Source organism: Curtobacterium sp. RIT-PI-V, assembly GCF_025642935.1.
GTDB lineage: Bacteria > Actinomycetota > Actinomycetes > Actinomycetales > Microbacteriaceae > Curtobacterium.
Genome location: NZ_JANZKM010000034.1, coordinates 1 through 15,265 on the forward strand (window position 1 = coordinate 1; position 15,265 = coordinate 15,265).

16 protein-coding genes, 1 tRNA gene and 1 pseudogene are annotated in these 15,265 nt (G+C 69.2%); 5 read left to right on the plus strand and 13 right to left on the minus strand.

The genetic code is table 11. The features are described 5' to 3' along the window. Nucleotides 1-98 precede the first annotated feature (98 nt). Together OGL88_RS18180 and OGL88_RS16020 are read left to right on the plus strand one after the other, a co-directional pair. A pseudogene (locus OGL88_RS18180) lies at nucleotides 99-465 on the plus strand (ATP-binding cassette domain-containing protein); the annotation flags it as partial. Nucleotides 466-521: 56 nt separating this feature from the next. After that, nucleotides 522-1,868, plus strand: a complete 1,347-nt coding sequence (locus OGL88_RS16020) for an ABC-F family ATP-binding cassette domain-containing protein (RefSeq protein ID WP_441315711.1) — start codon at nucleotides 522-524, stop codon at nucleotides 1,866-1,868. Nucleotides 1,869-1,874: 6 nt separating this feature from the next. On the opposite strand, the gene OGL88_RS16025 is transcribed toward OGL88_RS16020, so the two are convergent. Together OGL88_RS16025 and OGL88_RS16030 are read right to left on the minus strand one after the other, a co-directional pair. Further along, nucleotides 1,875-2,315, minus strand: coding sequence for a VOC family protein (locus OGL88_RS16025; protein WP_263092101.1), 441 nt, complete (start codon nucleotides 2,313-2,315; stop codon nucleotides 1,875-1,877). A 38-nt stretch (nucleotides 2,316-2,353) separates the two neighbouring features. After that, complete coding sequence (locus tag OGL88_RS16030) at nucleotides 2,354-2,848, minus strand: MarR family winged helix-turn-helix transcriptional regulator (RefSeq protein ID WP_263092102.1); 495 nt, start codon at nucleotides 2,846-2,848, stop codon at nucleotides 2,354-2,356. A 79-nt stretch (nucleotides 2,849-2,927) separates the two neighbouring features. On the opposite strand from OGL88_RS16030, the gene OGL88_RS16035 reads away from it, so the two are divergent. Further along, a tRNA-Gln gene (locus tag OGL88_RS16035) sits at nucleotides 2,928-2,999 on the plus strand. 493 nt (nucleotides 3,000-3,492) lie between these two features. Here the strand turns inward: OGL88_RS16035 and OGL88_RS16040 are convergent. From OGL88_RS16040 to OGL88_RS16050, 3 genes are read right to left on the minus strand one after another with little or no spacing between them, the layout of a single operon-like run. Then, nucleotides 3,493-4,398: an alpha/beta hydrolase gene (locus OGL88_RS16040; protein WP_276583317.1), complete on the minus strand. Its 906-nt coding sequence runs from the start codon at nucleotides 4,396-4,398 to the stop codon at nucleotides 3,493-3,495. Nucleotides 4,399-4,407: 9 nt separating this feature from the next. After that, complete coding sequence (locus tag OGL88_RS16045; protein ID WP_263092104.1) at nucleotides 4,408-4,845, minus strand: VOC family protein; 438 nt, start codon at nucleotides 4,843-4,845, stop codon at nucleotides 4,408-4,410. A gap of 51 nt (nucleotides 4,846-4,896) precedes the next feature. Continuing rightward, nucleotides 4,897-6,357, minus strand: a complete 1,461-nt coding sequence (locus OGL88_RS16050; RefSeq protein ID WP_263092105.1) for a DHA2 family efflux MFS transporter permease subunit — start codon at nucleotides 6,355-6,357, stop codon at nucleotides 4,897-4,899. A gap of 133 nt (nucleotides 6,358-6,490) precedes the next feature. Between OGL88_RS16050 and OGL88_RS16055 the strand changes: the two genes are divergently transcribed. Then, nucleotides 6,491-6,991: a MarR family winged helix-turn-helix transcriptional regulator gene (locus OGL88_RS16055; protein ID WP_263092106.1), complete on the plus strand. Its 501-nt coding sequence runs from the start codon at nucleotides 6,491-6,493 to the stop codon at nucleotides 6,989-6,991. 324 nt (nucleotides 6,992-7,315) lie between these two features. Here OGL88_RS16055 and OGL88_RS16060 read toward each other — a convergent pair whose 3' ends face one another. Both OGL88_RS16060 and OGL88_RS16065 read right to left on the minus strand, forming a co-directional pair. After that, nucleotides 7,316-7,786, minus strand: coding sequence for a hypothetical protein (locus OGL88_RS16060; RefSeq protein WP_263092107.1), 471 nt, complete (start codon nucleotides 7,784-7,786; stop codon nucleotides 7,316-7,318). A gap of 20 nt (nucleotides 7,787-7,806) precedes the next feature. Beyond that, nucleotides 7,807-8,484, minus strand: a complete 678-nt coding sequence (locus tag OGL88_RS16065; RefSeq protein ID WP_263092108.1) for a CPBP family intramembrane glutamic endopeptidase — start codon at nucleotides 8,482-8,484, stop codon at nucleotides 7,807-7,809. Between the two features lie 219 nt (nucleotides 8,485-8,703). On the opposite strand from OGL88_RS16065, the gene OGL88_RS16070 reads away from it, so the two are divergent. After that, the gene (locus OGL88_RS16070) at nucleotides 8,704-8,925 is read left to right on the plus strand and encodes a hypothetical protein (protein WP_263092109.1); all 222 of its coding nucleotides are present in this window, start codon (nucleotides 8,704-8,706) and stop codon (nucleotides 8,923-8,925) included. Nucleotides 8,926-9,042: 117 nt separating this feature from the next. Here the strand turns inward: OGL88_RS16070 and OGL88_RS16075 are convergent, their stop codons facing one another. The 6 genes from OGL88_RS16075 to OGL88_RS16100 form a co-directional block, all read right to left on the minus strand. Further along, complete coding sequence (locus tag OGL88_RS16075) at nucleotides 9,043-9,228, minus strand: hypothetical protein (RefSeq protein ID WP_146249760.1); 186 nt, start codon at nucleotides 9,226-9,228, stop codon at nucleotides 9,043-9,045. A gap of 94 nt (nucleotides 9,229-9,322) precedes the next feature. After that, nucleotides 9,323-10,645, minus strand: coding sequence for a cytochrome P450 (locus OGL88_RS16080; protein ID WP_263092110.1), 1,323 nt, complete (start codon nucleotides 10,643-10,645; stop codon nucleotides 9,323-9,325). A 48-nt stretch (nucleotides 10,646-10,693) separates the two neighbouring features. Continuing rightward, complete coding sequence (locus OGL88_RS16085; protein WP_263092111.1) at nucleotides 10,694-12,193, minus strand: FAD-dependent oxidoreductase; 1,500 nt, start codon at nucleotides 12,191-12,193, stop codon at nucleotides 10,694-10,696. A gap of 228 nt (nucleotides 12,194-12,421) precedes the next feature. After that, nucleotides 12,422-13,174, minus strand: a complete 753-nt coding sequence (locus tag OGL88_RS18120) for a CPBP family intramembrane glutamic endopeptidase (protein WP_263092112.1) — start codon at nucleotides 13,172-13,174, stop codon at nucleotides 12,422-12,424. 77 nt (nucleotides 13,175-13,251) lie between these two features. After that, nucleotides 13,252-14,229 carry an SDR family NAD(P)-dependent oxidoreductase gene (locus OGL88_RS16095; protein ID WP_263092113.1) on the minus strand — a complete coding sequence of 326 codons (978 nt, stop codon included), beginning with the start codon at nucleotides 14,227-14,229 and terminating at the stop codon, nucleotides 13,252-13,254. After that, nucleotides 14,226-15,155: an alpha/beta hydrolase family protein gene (locus OGL88_RS16100; protein WP_263092114.1), complete on the minus strand. Its 930-nt coding sequence runs from the start codon at nucleotides 15,153-15,155 to the stop codon at nucleotides 14,226-14,228. The genes OGL88_RS16095 and OGL88_RS16100 overlap by 4 nt, the downstream gene beginning before the upstream one ends. Nucleotides 15,156-15,265 lie beyond the last annotated feature (110 nt).

Consider the following 15,265-nt stretch of genomic DNA (forward strand, 5'->3'; position numbering starts at 1 on the left):
CTCATCTCCTCGGCGCCGAGAACCTGCATCTCGAGTTCCCCACCAAGGTCGTCTTCGACAACGTCACCCTCGGCATCGACGAGGGGGACCGGATCGGCGTGGTCGGACGCAACGGCGACGGCAAGTCGACCCTGCTCGCGCTGCTGTCCCAGCGCCTCGAACCCGACGACGGCCGAGTCACGCACCGACGCGGGCTGACCGTCGGCTACCTGGACCAGCGCGACATCCTGCCCGAGGGCGCGACCGTCGGCAGCACCGTCGTCGGCGACCTCGAAGAGCACGAGTGGGCCGGCGACCCGAAGATCCGCGACGTCATCGGCGGTCTGGTGTCGGACATCCCGTGGGACGTCAGCGTCGACGAGCTGTCCGGTGGCCAGCGCCGCCGCGTGGCGCTCGCGCGGCTGCTCGTCGGTGACTGGGACGTCCTCTTCCTCGACGAGCCCACGAACCACCTGGACGTCGAGGGCATCCAGTGGCTCGCCGAGCACATCAACCGCCGCTGGTCGTCGAACCAGGGCGGGATGGTGGTCGTGACGCACGACCGGTGGTTCCTCGACGCGGTGTCGACCGACACGTGGGAGGTCCACGACGGCGTCGTCGACCCATTCGAGGGCGGCTACGCGGCGTACATCCTGCAGCGCGTCGAGCGCGACCGGCAGGCCGCGGCGAGCGAGCAGCGCCGCCAGAACCTGGCCCGCAAGGAGCTCGCGTGGCTGCGCCGCGGCGCTCCGGCCCGGACGAGCAAGCCGAAGTTCCGCATCGACGCGGCGAACGCCCTGATCGACGACGTCCCGCCGATCCGCGACACGGTCGCGCTCGCGAAGACGGCGACCGCCCGCCTCGGCAAGGACGTCGTCGACCTGCTCGACGTGAGCGTCTCGTTCGACGGCACCCAGATCCTGGACCGCATCGAGTGGCGCATCGCACCGGGGGAGCGGACCGGCATCCTCGGCCCGAACGGCGCCGGCAAGTCGACGCTGCTCAACCTCGTCTCCGGCACGCTCGCGCCGACGAGCGGCCGGGTGAAGACCGGCAAGACCGTGCAGGTCGCGATCCTCGACCAGCAGCTCGCCGACCTGGCGCAGTTCGCGAACGACCGCGTGCGCGAGGTCGTCGCCCGCAAGAAGACGAGCTACGTCGCCGACGGCAAGGAGATGACGCCGGCGCAGCTGCTCGAACGCCTCGGCTTCACGGCGGAGCAGCTCTCAACGCCCGTCAAGGACCTGTCCGGTGGCCAGAAGCGCCGCCTGCAGCTCATGCTCATCCTGCTCGACGAGCCGAACGTGCTGATCCTCGACGAGCCCACGAACGACCTCGACACCGACATGCTCGCCGCCATGGAGGACCTGCTCGACACCTGGCCGGGCACCCTGCTGGTCGTCTCCCACGACCGGTACCTGCTCGAGCGCGTCACCGACCAGCAGTACGCCGTGCTCGGCGGGCACCTGCGGCACCTGCCCGGCGGCGTCGACGAGTACATGCGGCTGCGTGCGGCCGGCACCGGTGGTGGGACCGCTTCTGCGGCTGCCGCCGCGTCTGCCGGGAGGCCCGACACTGCTGGCGGGACCGGCTCGGCCGGTGCCGTGGCCGGGTCCAGTGCGTCAGCTGGTTCCGGCGCGTCGGCTGCGGCCGCCTCGGGGCTGTCGGGCGCGGAGCGTCGGACGGCCGAGAAGGAGATGTCGGCGCTGGACCGCAAGATCACGAAGGTCGGCGCGGACCGGAAGAAGCTGCTCGACGACTTCGCCACCCACGACCAGTCGGACTACGCCGGGCTCGGGGAGCTGCAGGCGAAGCTCGCCGCGCACGAGGCCGAGATCGAGCAGCTCGAGGAGCGCTGGCTCGAGGTCGCGGAGCTGCTCGGGGTCTGAGGCGCGCTACTCCGCTGGCTTCGCGTCCTCGGGGGCCCCGCCACCGGGGTTCGCGACGACCTCCCACAGATGGCCGTCCGGGTCCTGGAAGAAGCCGGACCACATGCCCCACGGCCGTGTGTACGGCGGAGCGAGCATCGTCGCGCCGGCCATCCGGGCCCGGTCGAGGAACGCTTCGGCGTCGGCCTGACTGTCGACGAAGTGCCCGATCGTCGCCGCGGGGCCGTCGGCGAGTGCCACCCCGGAGTCCTTCGCCATGTCGTCCCGCCCGTAGACGCTGACGATCAGACCATCGTCGAGGGTGAACATCGCCGTGGTGCCGCCCGCCTCGGTCTCGGTCGGCGGGTACTCGGTGCCGATGACGCCGCTGCCCTCGATCCCGAGCAGGGCGCGGTAGAACTCCGCCGAACGTGCGACGTCAGCGACGGCCAGGGTGATCGCGTGCATGGGCCGGAGGCTACCCCGGGTCTCGTCGGTCGGGCGGCTCAGTCGCCGAGGCCGAGGATGAGCCGTCGGAGCAGCCCGGCCAGCTGGTCCTGCTCGGCGTCGGACACCCCGGACAGGATGTCCCGCTCCGCCGTCAGCAGGTCTGCGATGGCCGCGTCGACCGCGACCCGCCCCTTCGTCGTCAGTGACACGAGGATGCCGCGGCCGTCCTTCGGGTCCGTCCGCCGACCGACCAGGCCCCGCGCCGTGAGCCGGTCGACCCGGTTCGTCATCGTGCCGCTCGACACCAGGGTCTGCTGCAGCAGGGTCTTCGGGCTCAGCTCGTACGGCTCACCCGCCCGCCGCAGGGCCGACAGCACGTCGAACTCCCACGGCTCCATGTCGCCCGCGTCGAACGCAGTTCGGCGGGCGCGGTCGAGGTGCCGCGCGAGCCGGTCGACACGGGACAGGACCTCGAGCGGGCCGAAGTCGAGGTCGGCACGTTCACGACCCCACGCCGCGACGATACGATCGACCTCGTCCTGGTGCGGCATCCCTCCATCTTGGCCGAAGCCGGGGCGGACGGCCAGCCTCGTCGGTCATGGGAGGATGGACGAGCACCCAAGGGTGCGTTCCGCCTTGGTGTAATGGCAGCACGACGGCCTTTGGTGCCGTTAGGTCCGGGTTCGAATCCTGGAGGCGGAGCCCTGGCCTGTTCGGTCCTTGCCGGATCCCTGGTCATTCTTCTGCTTGTGACGGGTGCGGGAGCCGCCCGGACTTCGTCTGCGCACTGCCCCGAGCCTCTCCCTGGCCGTTGCATGAGGCCCGAGCCGTTGGCGCACGAACGGATCGGTGCACGATGAGAGCCCCCTGCTCCGTTCCCGGGCAGGAGGCTTTCGGCTCGGCTATCGAGCGAGATCGGGGTCGTTCAGTTCGGGACGAGCTACGGTTTTCGCAGCGACCTCCCGACGCATGGCAGCGATCGTGCGGTACGGAACTGAGTCGGGGAACGCGGAGATGGGTACACGGCCGTCCACTCGATCCCGCTGCGGCTCCGGACGACCGTCATCGGATCGCTCAACCTGTTCGGCGAGTCCGCCGACGAGGACGACCTCGTCGCTGCGCAGGTACTGGCCGACATCGCCGCGGTCTCGCTGGCAGGGTCAACGGGCGCCGCAGTGTCGGCACAACGGAGCCATCAGCGCGGGAAGTGGCTGGCAAAGAATGCAGTGATCTCGGCGAGGGTGCTCTCGACGCGGTCGGCGGGCTTGCTGGCGTAGAAGTCGTGGTCCGCTCCGGGGTACTCGATGTACCTGTTCTCCACTCCGCCGCTCCGCAGGGTCTCGGCGAGCTCCTTGCCCTCCGTGCTGAGCGTGTCGTGCTGCCCGGTCTGGATCAGGGTGGGCGGCATCTTCGTCGGGAGGTCCCTGTCGAAGCGCGGAGCTGCCAGCGCCTCCCGGCGGCGTTCCTCGTCCGGGAAGTAGGCCCAGCTCACCAGTCGCTGGACGAACGGGCTGATCGCCGGGCGCGGGATGTCTGATCGTCGATCGGTACGGCTCATGTCCGTGACGGGGACGACGAGCGAGACGGCCAGGGGTCGCGCCCTGCTGGTGGCGTGGAGCTGCTGGCACACGTTGATGGACAGCTTCGAGCCCGCGCTGATGCCTGACAGGAACAGTCGTCGACCGTCCCACCCCTGCCGGTCCCCGGAGTCCTGTACCCAGCGGACGACGTCGAATGCCTCTTCCTCAGCCACCGGGTACCGCACCTTCGGCGCTGTCGAGTAGTCGGGCATCACGACGACCGCGCCGAGCTTCGCGGCGAAGTACCGTGCGAGGTGCCGGTCCTGCTCCGGGTATCGATTCAGGAACCCGCCGCCGTGGAACTGCACGACGACAGGCGGGGCTGTCTCCGTAGGAGCGAGCGGCGTGCTGGGGCTGACAACCACGACGTCGAGTGCGCCGTGGCGTGTCGGCACCTGGAGTCGACGTTCCGGAGGGAGCTCGTCGGTCGTGAAGGGCGCAGCGACCTTCGGGACGTACCGAACTCGCGATCCGAGGTTGGCAAGGGCCCAGAAGACCGGGTTGAAGGGTCGGCGACGCATCGGGGTCCCTCAGTTCGTTCCGTCGAGCAACTCGGAGTGGGTGCGGTGGTTGATCTCGATTTCGAGTCCGTCACCGAGGGGGCAGTAGAAGGCGGTCCAGGTGGCACCGAGGACTTCGAAACCCGGGTTGAGCTTCCCGGGTGTGAATCCGGCCTGCTCGAGTTCGGCGTGCTTGGCGTGCACGGCCTGGGCGGTGTCCTGCATGATGCCGAAGTGGAACTGGGACGGGTAGGCGGACTCCCCTTCTGGAACGGGGTCGATCTGGGTGATGACGATGTCAGAGACGTCGTCCCCGACGAGGATCGCGTAGGTGCTGCCCGGGTTCGTGGCCCACTCGGCGTCGGGCACGGTGCCGAGTTCGAGCGTCCGGTACCCGAAGTGGTTCTCGAGGGTGTTGGCGAGCGTGGTGACGTCGCTGGAGCAGAGGTTGACGTGGTTGAGTTTCATGGAGTCACTCCGTGGTTGATGTCGTTCGTCGCGTCGGGATGGAGAGGGTGGTCAAGGCTTGGCTGTGTCGCCAGGTCGCGGGGGATTCCGGATGAGGATGCTGGTCGTCACGCTGAGGGCAATGAGGATCCCGGCCGCGGAGAGGTACGCCGCCTGGTAGCTGGCGAGCTGGGCGAGCCGCTGAGCGGTGGCGCCTGTTCCGTGGTCGGCGAGGTAGCTGGACACGGTGGAGGTGGCGATGACCGACAGCAGGGCGGTGCCGATCGCGCCACCGACCTGCTGGGTGGTGTTCACCATGGCTGACCCCACTCCGAGGTCTCCGGGATCGAGGTTCGATGTCGCGACGTTCGGGGACGCCGAGAAGACGTGGCCCATCCCGACACCGAGGACGATCAGGGCCGGGACGACGGTGAACCAGTAGTTGCTGTCGAAGGACATCGTGCTGAGGATGAGCAGCGCTGCTGCCGCGAGGAGCGGCCCGGCAACGAGGAGCACCTTTGGGCCGAGTCGTGCGAGCGAGCGGGGTGCGATGACGATGGACGTGACGGCGATCGAGATCGGCAGGGGGAGGAACGCCACTCCGGTCAGCAGCGGCGTGTACCCACGGAGCGCCTGGAGGTAGTAGGTCAGGAAGAGGAACACGCTGAACAGCGCGAGCGACACGATCCCGGTCGTGAGGAACGCACCCCCACGGCTGCGATCGAGCACCACACGCAGCGGCAGCAGCGGCTGCCGAGTCCGGGACTCGACGATGACGAAGGCGACCAGGACGAAGACGCCGCCAGCCATGCACCCGAGCGTGACGGGACTCGTCCACCCGGTACTCTCCGCGGACGACAGCCCGTAGACGAGGCAGGCAAGGCCGACGGAGACCAGGACCGCTCCCCACACGTCGATCGTCGGTCGTGGTTCGCGCCTGGTCGAGGCGGGGATCGTCAGCAGAGCTCCGATGACGGCAGCGGCGGCGAAGAACAGGTTGATGAACAGTGTCCAGCGCCAGGACGTGTACTCCGTGAGCAGGCCGCCCAGCACCAGACCGATCGCCGCGCCACCACCAGCAACCGCGCCGAAGACACCGAACGCCTTCGCGCGCTCCTTCGGCGCTGTGAACAAGGCAGCGAGCAGCGACAGCGCGGCCGGAGCCAGGAGCGCTCCGAACGCGCCTTGCGCAGCGCGGCCGGCGACGAGCGTGCTGAAGTTCGGCGCCGCACCGCCGATCACCGACGAGGCGGCGAAACCGACCAGGCCGACGATGAACAACCGTCGTCGCCCGAGGATGTCGGTGAGGCGGCCGCCGAGCAAGAGCAGCGCACCGAAAGCGAGCGCATACGCGGTCACGACCCACTGACGCTGATCGGATGCGAAGCCGAGGTCGCGTTGCGCGGTCGGGAGCGCGACGTTCACGATCGTGCCGTCGAGCACGATCATCAGCTGCGAGACCGCGATGACGAACAGTGCCCAGCCCGGACGCGTCGTCGTCCCGCTCGACGTCGGTGTGCGTGTGTCGGTCATGTGGTCCTCACCGAGAGAGCGCTTCACCGAGCAGTGGCTTCGGCTGCTGAGACCATACTACCTTTTTTGCAAAGTGACTATGAGGCAAAGTGACTCGGGGTGCGCTCTAGACTGGAGCTCGGAGGTTGAGTCAATGAGCACCACAGGCGACAGCGCAGACCTTCGGTCCCGTATCCTCGAGGATCTCCTCGCGTTCAGTGCCGAGCAGAGCGACTCCGGCCGCGCGTTCGCGCGTCACATGCACATGCGTCCGACCGACGCGTTGGCGATCGTCGAGATTCTCAGCGCCGAGAACCAGGGCCAGCCGCTCACCCCCGCGCGCCTCGGAGAACGCATCAGCATGACCAGCGGCGCGACGACGCTCCTCCTGAACCGCCTCGAGGACGCCGGACACATCACGCGGACGCGCGGCCACGCGGACCGCCGAATCGTGACCCTGCACTCGGCGAAGCACATGCACGTCGAAGCCGAGGGGTTCTTCGGGCCCGAGCGCCAGCGGATCCTCGCACGCATGGTCTCCTTCGAGGAAGCCGAGCTGCAGGTCATCCGACGATTCACGAGCGGTCTGAGCGCCGACCCGAACGTTGCAGGAACGGTCGGAGAACCAGCACCCGAGGCGGGCACGCGCTCCTAGAAGCCCTCGAAGAAGGCACGCGTGGAGCGGGAACTGATGCGGCGTGACCAGCTGGATCCAGGATTGGCCAAGGGACGCCTGCCGATCAAAGCCCGAGGTCCTGCACCGCGACCGCAACATCCTGCATTCAGGACGAGTACCCCGGTATCGAGGTCTCTGACCCCGCCATGGTCTCCGTCGCCTCCTCCGTGACGGCAGATGCTCGGATCAGTCGAGGAACACGTTCGAGGCGGCGACCCTGGCACGTGGACACCCGACCACGGCGTAGCGCAGCTCTCTCGACACATCACACGGGAGCTGTACGCCGACACCGGCGGTCCGGCCCTACTCTTCGAGTTCGCGGAGGAGGTCCTTGACACCGAGGTTGCCGAGGGGCCGCGCTTCGAACTCGAGGGTGACGCCGGTCGTAGTGTCGGTGAGCTCGATCGCGAGCGTCGTCCCTCGGTGGTGGCGTTCGACCGCCAAGCTGCTGCGCGGGATCGTGGCGACGAGTTCGAGGTCCTTCCCGTGGCCGACGATGCCTGTGGCGTCGCGACCGAGGATGTGGAGCTTGTCCTCGGCGATCGCGAGGACCGTGGTCGGATCGGTGCCGTGAGCGGTGCTGCTGAGCCGGTCGGCGATGAGCGCACCGGCGACACCCCAGGACGCGCCGTTGTTGCCGCCGAGGCCGGCGCCGGCGGTCGCGCCGAGGACGCGGGCGAACGTCGATCCCTTCGGGGAGACGAGCGCGACGTCGAGGATGTGGTCGCCGGTGGCCTTCTCGGCGCCTTCGCGGGCGTGTGTCTCGCGGGACATGGTGGGTCCTCTCGTTGGTCTCAGTTGGTGGCGACGGCCGGCGATGCCGGGTCGTCGTGGCGTGCGCGGCGGGGTTCGTCGGCGTCGGCTCGCCCTTCGGCGTCACCACGCGTGGCGATGAACCCGACGATCGCGAACGCGTCGTACGCGAACGTGGCTATGGTCGCGATGAGGAGCGCCGTGTTGCTGCCGGTGGAGACGGATTCGTCGATGCCGCCGGCGGCGAGTGCGGTCGACGGGTCGGTCATCGCGTGCAGCAGCATCGGCCAGACCAGGTTCCCGCCGACGCGCATCGTCAGGTACATGCTGATGCCGAACCCGAACGTGTAGACGACCGTGAACAGCACAGTACCGATGGGCTGTCCGGAGAGCGCGTTCGTCAGGTGCAGCAGCGCGAAGATCAGCGAGGAGAGCACCATGACGCTCCACTCCTTGTGCCCGCCGCGACGGAGCAGGGCCACGCCGAGTCCGCGGGTCAGGATCTCCTCGGAGAACCCGATGAACAGACCCGCGATGAGCAGCGCGACGACGACACCGGGGGTGTAGCGGCTGTAGGGGGCGCCGACGAGGTGGAAGACGGCGGCGGCCGCGAGGAGGATCGGTGCCGCCCACATCCACCAGCGTCCGCGCACGGGCTGCGGGCCGAAGAGTGGCCGCGGGACGAAGCCGATGCTCCGTGCGAACACCAGCAACACCACCGAGCCGATGAGACCGTCCTTCGCCGCTGCCAGGTGCGTTCTAGGCTGCTCAGGCCGTGGAACGAATCCCCGAAACTCCTGGAACGCCCGTCAGTACTTGGCTCCGCGATCCGCGTCACCACTGGTATCCGCGAATAAGCCGAACACCTCGCTGCCTGCGTCTGGTTCGGTGATCTGACTTTCCGGCGTCGCGGCATCGCATGTCACGGTCGGAAGCACATGGCACGACTTCTCCCACATCAGGTTTCGGTCGCGGATGCGCACCGGTTGTGGGACTTCGTCGCCGGCTCGGAGCAACGGTGGCTCACACGGCTCGCGCACTGGCTCGTGGCAACCGAAGGACCGATCAAAGCCCTCGACTTCACGGTCGATTCGCTGGTGCCGCTCTGGGCATGGTACGTGGAGTGGTACCGCGGCGGCCTCCCCGGCGTGCCCGACTGACGCACCCTCTGTGCGCATGACGACGATGCGACCAGTGGCGCTCTCCACCACGAGGTGGCGCGTGCGACGCGGGAGTTCGCTGGCCGTCCCCGGATGGATGCGACGCCAGGTGCCGTGTCAGGAGCCGTGCCCGCCGTGACCACCGGCATCCGGCGGCGTCAGCTGGCCACCCTGCATCGTCGACGCGGCCCCGTCCGGGACACCGCGGCCGTGCTTGCTCGTGAACCACCCGAAGAAGTGACCCACCCAGGCGATGATCGCGACGGCGACGCTCGCGATGACGAACCACAGCTCCGAGGACATGACCGCACGGTACCGGACCCACGACTGCTCCACAACGGAGTCGGAATCCGCTCACGACAGATGGGCTCAGTCGGGTCGGTCACGGGACCTCGCATCACTTCGTCGCCGGCGATGTCGGTGGTTCGCGTCGATCGCGTCCGACCGCGGGGCGTACGCCGTCGAAGGTGATGCGCAGCTCGCTCGGTCCGCGGAGGAGTGCGTTGCGGCGGTAGGGCGGCGGGTCGATGACCAGTTGCGGGTTGATGAGGCGCTCGAAGAGGCCGGCGAGAGCGATCTGGGTCTCCAGTCGTGCCAGCGGCGCCCCGAAGCACGCGTGGATGCCGGCGCCGAAGCTGAGGTGGTCGTTGCCAGCACGGTGCGGGTCGAACTGGTCCGGGTCGACGAAGTGGCGAGGGTCGCGGTTGGCGGCCGCCCATGCGATCCAGACCGGTGAACCGGCGGGGATGGTGACGCCGGCAACGGTGACGTCGGCGAGGGCGATGTACTTCGGTGTCACCTGGGCGGGCGGTTCGACGCGGATGAGCTCTTCGAACACCTGCGCGATCGTGTGCGGGTGGTCGCGGATGAGGTCGATGGTCTCGGGATGGCGCAGCAGGGTGAGTGTGCCGTTCGCGATCATGTTGACGGTGGTCTCGTGCCCGCCGATGAGCAGCATGATGGACGTGTTCAGGACCTCGGCGCGCGACATCGGCCCGTCGGGGCCGTGGTCGTTGACGAGACCGGACAGCAGGTCACCGTGCGGCGTGCCCTTCCGGGCGTCGGCGAGGTCGCCGAGGTAGGCCGCCATCTCGCGGGATGCGTCGTCGGCTTCGCGGCGCTTGACCGCAGCGTCTGCGTCGTCGACCGCTTCCGGGGGCGCGATGATGGCTTGGCTCCACTCGTGGAAGCGGGGCTCGTCCTCCGCGGGGACGCCGAGCACGTCGCAGATCATCGCGACGGGGAGCGGGTACGCGAAGGCTTCGACGACGTCGATCTCCGTGCGGCCGGCGAACCCGTCGATGAGGTCATGGGTGATGGCGTCGATGTCCTGGCGGAGCCCGTCGATGTAGTCGGCGGCGTGCGGCGGCCCGAAGTGGCGCATGGTCTGCCGGCGGAGCCGGTCGTGGACCGGCGGATCCGTCATCACGAACGCGGACGTCAGCCCGGGCTCACCGGCGTCGGTGCCCTCCTTGCGGTGCGCGGCCATCGGGTCGGAGCTGATGCGGGGGTCGTGGACGAGCTGCAGGATCTCGTCGTACCCGGTGATGAGGAAGGCGCCGTTGTCGAGCTGCTGCACCGGCTGGGTGCGGAGCTGCTCGTAGTGGGGGTTGGGGTCGGGTCGGCTGTCCTGCTCGAGCAACGTCTCCCAGGTCGCCGACGCGGTCGCTGTCGTCGGTGCGGCGTCGGTGGTCGGTGTGGTCTGCGGGGTGTCGGTCATCGTGTTCTGCTCCTGGTGGGCTCGATCGGTGGCGGGCGATGCCGAGCGCTACCGCGCCGCTGACAGCCTGGTGTCGGCGGCGGGATCGACCGTCGGGTCTTCGAGGGGGAAGGCTGCTCCGGATTCGATCTGCGCCCGGTAGTACGGCAACCACTTCGACTGGTTCACGGCGACCGCGGCGACCAGACGTCCGTCACGGCCGAACGTGACCACAGCGGATCGCTCGCCGAGGGATCCTTGTGTGACCTGTGCGGTGTCGGCGATCGCCGGCTCTCCCGCCGCTTTGAGCACCTGCCCGAACTGCGTCGTCCAGAACACCGGCACGTCCCGATGGGGTGTGTCCGTACCGTGCACCATGTTCCGCGCTGCGGTCTCGGCCTGTCCGACGGCGGCGCCCCAGTGTTCACTCGTCCACACGCCGGGCCCGGCAAGGGGGTTCGGGTGCCGGGCGATGTCCCCGGCGACGAACACGTCGAGCAGGGGCTGCCCGTCGGTGCCGAGGGCGTGCTGGGCAGCGTCGCAGAGCACACCCCCGTCGTCACTCGCGACGCCGGATCCGGCGAGCCATTCGTTGTTCGGGACGGCACCGATCGCGACGACGGCCACATCGACGTCGATCGTGGAGCCGTCGGTGAGCTGCGCTGCGATCAGTCGTCCCCCGTCGTCACCGAGCATGGCGGTGACGCCGGTGCCGCTCCGGAGATCGACGTCGTGCTCGCGGTGGAGCGCACGCATCATCTCGCCGACGGCCGTCCCGAGGAGTTTCGCCATGGGTGCCGGCCCACGGTCGACGACGGTGACGGGGATGCCGAGGCTGCTGCAGGAGGAGGCGATCTCACCGCCGGTGAAGCCGCCGCCGATCACCAGCACCCTCGTGGTGCGGTCCGTCAGTCGTTCGCGGATCGCGGCCGCGTCATCGGCGGTGCGGAGCACGAAGACACCGTCCAGCGCTGCTTCGGCGGTGACGGGCCAGGGGCGTGAACGACGGCCGGTGGCGATCAGCAGGCGGTCGTAGTCGACTCGCGCACCGTTCTGCAGGAGCACCTGCCTGGCTCCGGTGGCGAGGGACGTGGCAGTGTTGCCGAGCCGCCAGTCGACGTCGAGGTCCGCGGCGTGCGGCAACCGTGTCGAGGTGGTGCCGGCAACGCCCGTGAGCACCTGTTTCGACAGCGGCGGACGGTCGTAGGGCAGGTGCGGTTCGTCACCGAGCACGGTGATCGTGCCGGTGAACCCGGAGGTGCGGAGCGTCTCGGCTGCAGTCAGACCAGCCAACGACGCGCCGACGACGACGACTCGTCCGTCCGCGGTGAGCGGAGCGTGCACTGGTTCAGCGGTGTCGGCTGCTCGTACCGGCAGACGTGCGCCCCCGACACGGATCGCCTGGACGGGGCACGCGGCTGCGGACTGCAGCACCCGGAACCGTTCGGCGTCGGAGGGATTGGGGTTGTAGGCGAGTGCTTCCTCGCCCTCGAACCGGAACACCCCCGGCGCGAGGAAGCAGCACTGCGCATAGCTCTGGCATTTCGTCATGTCGACCGCGATCTCCACGAAGACCTCCCGGGCTCTCGTTGTGGGACGTCTCCATCGTCCGCGGCGCACCACCCGGTGTCGTCCGCGGTCGCGGTAGTCCGATCACTGCGATCGCAGTACGACGGGCGCGCCCACATCTGCTGGCGTGATGACCGGATGCAGTTGCGAGGCCCGCCGGCCCGCCGGCCCTCCGCACGAGGCGGTGGACGATCGATCGAACGAACGCAGTGCGCAGTTCCGCACCGCTCAGGAACTCGTGGCGGCTCCGATGATCGCGCCGGTGAAGAGCACCCAGTCGTTGATGATGTGTGCGCCGGTGCTGACCGCGATGTTCTTCGTGCGGATGTACGCGAGCGTGAGGACCAGCCGTGCGACGCCGATGATCAGGAACGCCTGCGCGAAGTTCCACCCGTAGGTCGGCAGGTGCGCTGCACCGAACCAGATCGCGGTCGCGAGCCAGGCGATGAGGATGCCCTGGGTGCGGGTGAGTCCGATGCGGTGGCACAACGCCATGACCGCCAGGAACGGCAGGATGGTGAAGAGCTCCTCGCCCAGCAGCTGGATCGCGGTCCCGACGTAGAACGCGACGATCTCACCCGCGCCGTGGATGCCGTCGGTCGCGGTGTTGGCGTTGGTGCCGAAGATCGCCTTCACGATGATCCCGACCGTGAACGACACGATGAGGCTGAGGATCGCGAAGACGATCATGGTGCCGAAGTCGCGTGCGGTGGTGCGTTGGAAGATGCGCGCCCAGTGTCGTCTCGTGAAGGCGATGAGGACGGCGAGCATGATCGCGGTGAAGAGGAACCGAGGCACGAGCGACTGGATGTTGTCCGCCGCCGGGTAGAAGCTCAGTACGGTGATGCCGGCGACGCACGCGATGATGATCGTCACCCACTGCCAGGCTGCAATCCGGATCGGGTCTCCGTCGTAGAACGGGAAGTCCCGACCGTCTGCTCGTTCGATCGCCCTGCCGTAGCGTCGAGCATCTGTGGCCACGGTGTTCCCCCTCGTACGTTGCATCGCCCTGAGTCGCGACTCGTCTCCGCCGAAAGCTACCAGCGGGCGCGACGCCCTCACGCGGTCAGCCGCACACTGACCTCCCACAACCGCCGGGCGTCGTCGGCGTCGAGCATCGCCGAGTTCGCGTCCGACGGGATGCTCTCCGCGGTGAGTGGCCGGACCTCGTCGTCGATCACGGCGACGTCGCTGTCCTTCAGGTAGACCCCGCCGACGCCGTCGAGCAGCGGGCTCGCGGCACCGAACACGAGGGTCGCTGCCCCCTGCTCGATCGTCTTCTTGCCGTGTTCGGGGTCGATGACCGTCGCGCCGTCGTCGTCGACCAGCCCCTGCTCGCGGTACGAGGCGATCCGGGACCCGTCGTGCGGGCCGGGGCCGATGATGACGCCGGGGTGCGCGGCGAAGGAACGGATGCCCCGGTCGGCGTACCGGCGGTCGAGTTCGACCGTGAACAGCACGTTCGCCCGTTTGGACTGCCCGTAGGCGGCGGCCGCGTCGTAGCCGCTGGCGAACGCCGGGTCGTCCCACCGGATCTGTCCGAAGCGGGCGGCGCCGGACGTGACGTTGAGTACCCGCGCACCACGGGCCTCCAGCAGGGAGGGGAGGAGCGCCCGCGTGAGCCGGAAGTGCCCGAGGTGGGACGTCGAGAACGACAGCTCGTTGCCGCGTGCGTCGAGCCGCCGGTCCGGTGCGAAGAGCATCGCGGCGTTGTTCACCAGGGCGTGGAGCGGCCGGCCGGAGGCCGTCCAGCGTGCGGCGAAGGCGTCGATCGACGCCGGATCGCTCAGGTCGAGCTGCTCGACCCGGACGCCGGGGATGCCGGCGACGGCGGCGCTCGCGCGGTCGGTGTCGCGGGAGGCGATGGTGACGACGGCACCGGCGGCGGCGAGGGCGCGGCTGGCCTCGCGGCCGAGGCGGCCGTGGCCGCCCGTGACGACGACGTTGCGCCCGGTCAGGTCGACGCCGTCGAGGACCTCGGTGGCGGTGGACGACGCGGTGAAGGGGGTGGGGAGCGGGTGCTGGTCGGTGATCACGAGTGGTTCTCCTTGGAGTCGATGTGGCCGACGGCGGCTTCGGCGGAGGCGATGGCGTCGGCCGTCGCGGACCACGCGCCGTCGTCGAGCCCGAGCGCGGTCCGGAGGAACGCCGTCGTGGTGCGGCGGACCAGGTCCACGCGCTCGGGGCTCTCGTCGGTCGTGGCGGTGGACGCGTAGTCCTGGATGCCGCCGAGCAGGTGCTCCCCGCCGTGCACCGTCACCAGGTGCCGGGCGCCGGGGCTGTGGTGGTACACGTCGGTGAACCAGTCCGGCCCGCGCGTGGAGAGCCGGGACTGGTCGTGGTCCCCGGCGACGACGAGCGACGGGGTGCGCAGCTGGCTGAAGTCCGGGCTCATGAAGGGGAAGTGCTCCTGCGCGAACGGCGTCAGGTCGGCTCCACCGAACCCGGTGGTGGAGAGCAGGACCCCGGCTCGCACGCGGTGGTCGGTGCGGTCCTCGCCGGGCCGTCCGTCCGGCCCGATCACCCGGGCGCCGAGGAGCATGCCGACGGACTGGCCGCCCCACGAGTGCCCGGCGACCGCCAGGTTCGCCTGGTCGACACGTCCGGCGAGACCGGGGACGGCGGCGATGACGACGTCGAGGTCGTCGATGACCCGCTCGAGGTCGTCGACACGGGTCTGCCAGATCGTCGCGTAGCGGGGGTCGTCGAGCGTCAGGCCGTACTGCGTCGAGTCGAGGAAGGTGGGCTGGACGACGACGAACCCGCCTGCGGTCCAGTGGTCGACGAGGGGGTCGCCGCCGGTCATCGACTGTCCGAAGCCGTGGGCGAAGACGATCACGGGCAGCTCGGTGCCCGTGGTCGGGGCGGTGATCCGGACCTCGAGGTCGTGGCCGCGTGTCGGCGCGGGCAGGGTGACGGGGCGCACGCTGATCACCTGGGGGTGCGGTGCTGTTGCTGGCATCGGGAGTCCTTCCGGAAGCGGACGTCACCCGAAACGGAGCGACGTTCCGGAACGATACGGAACAGCGCTCCGGATTGCAAGCGAAACGGATCGTCGTTCCGTTCCGTGCG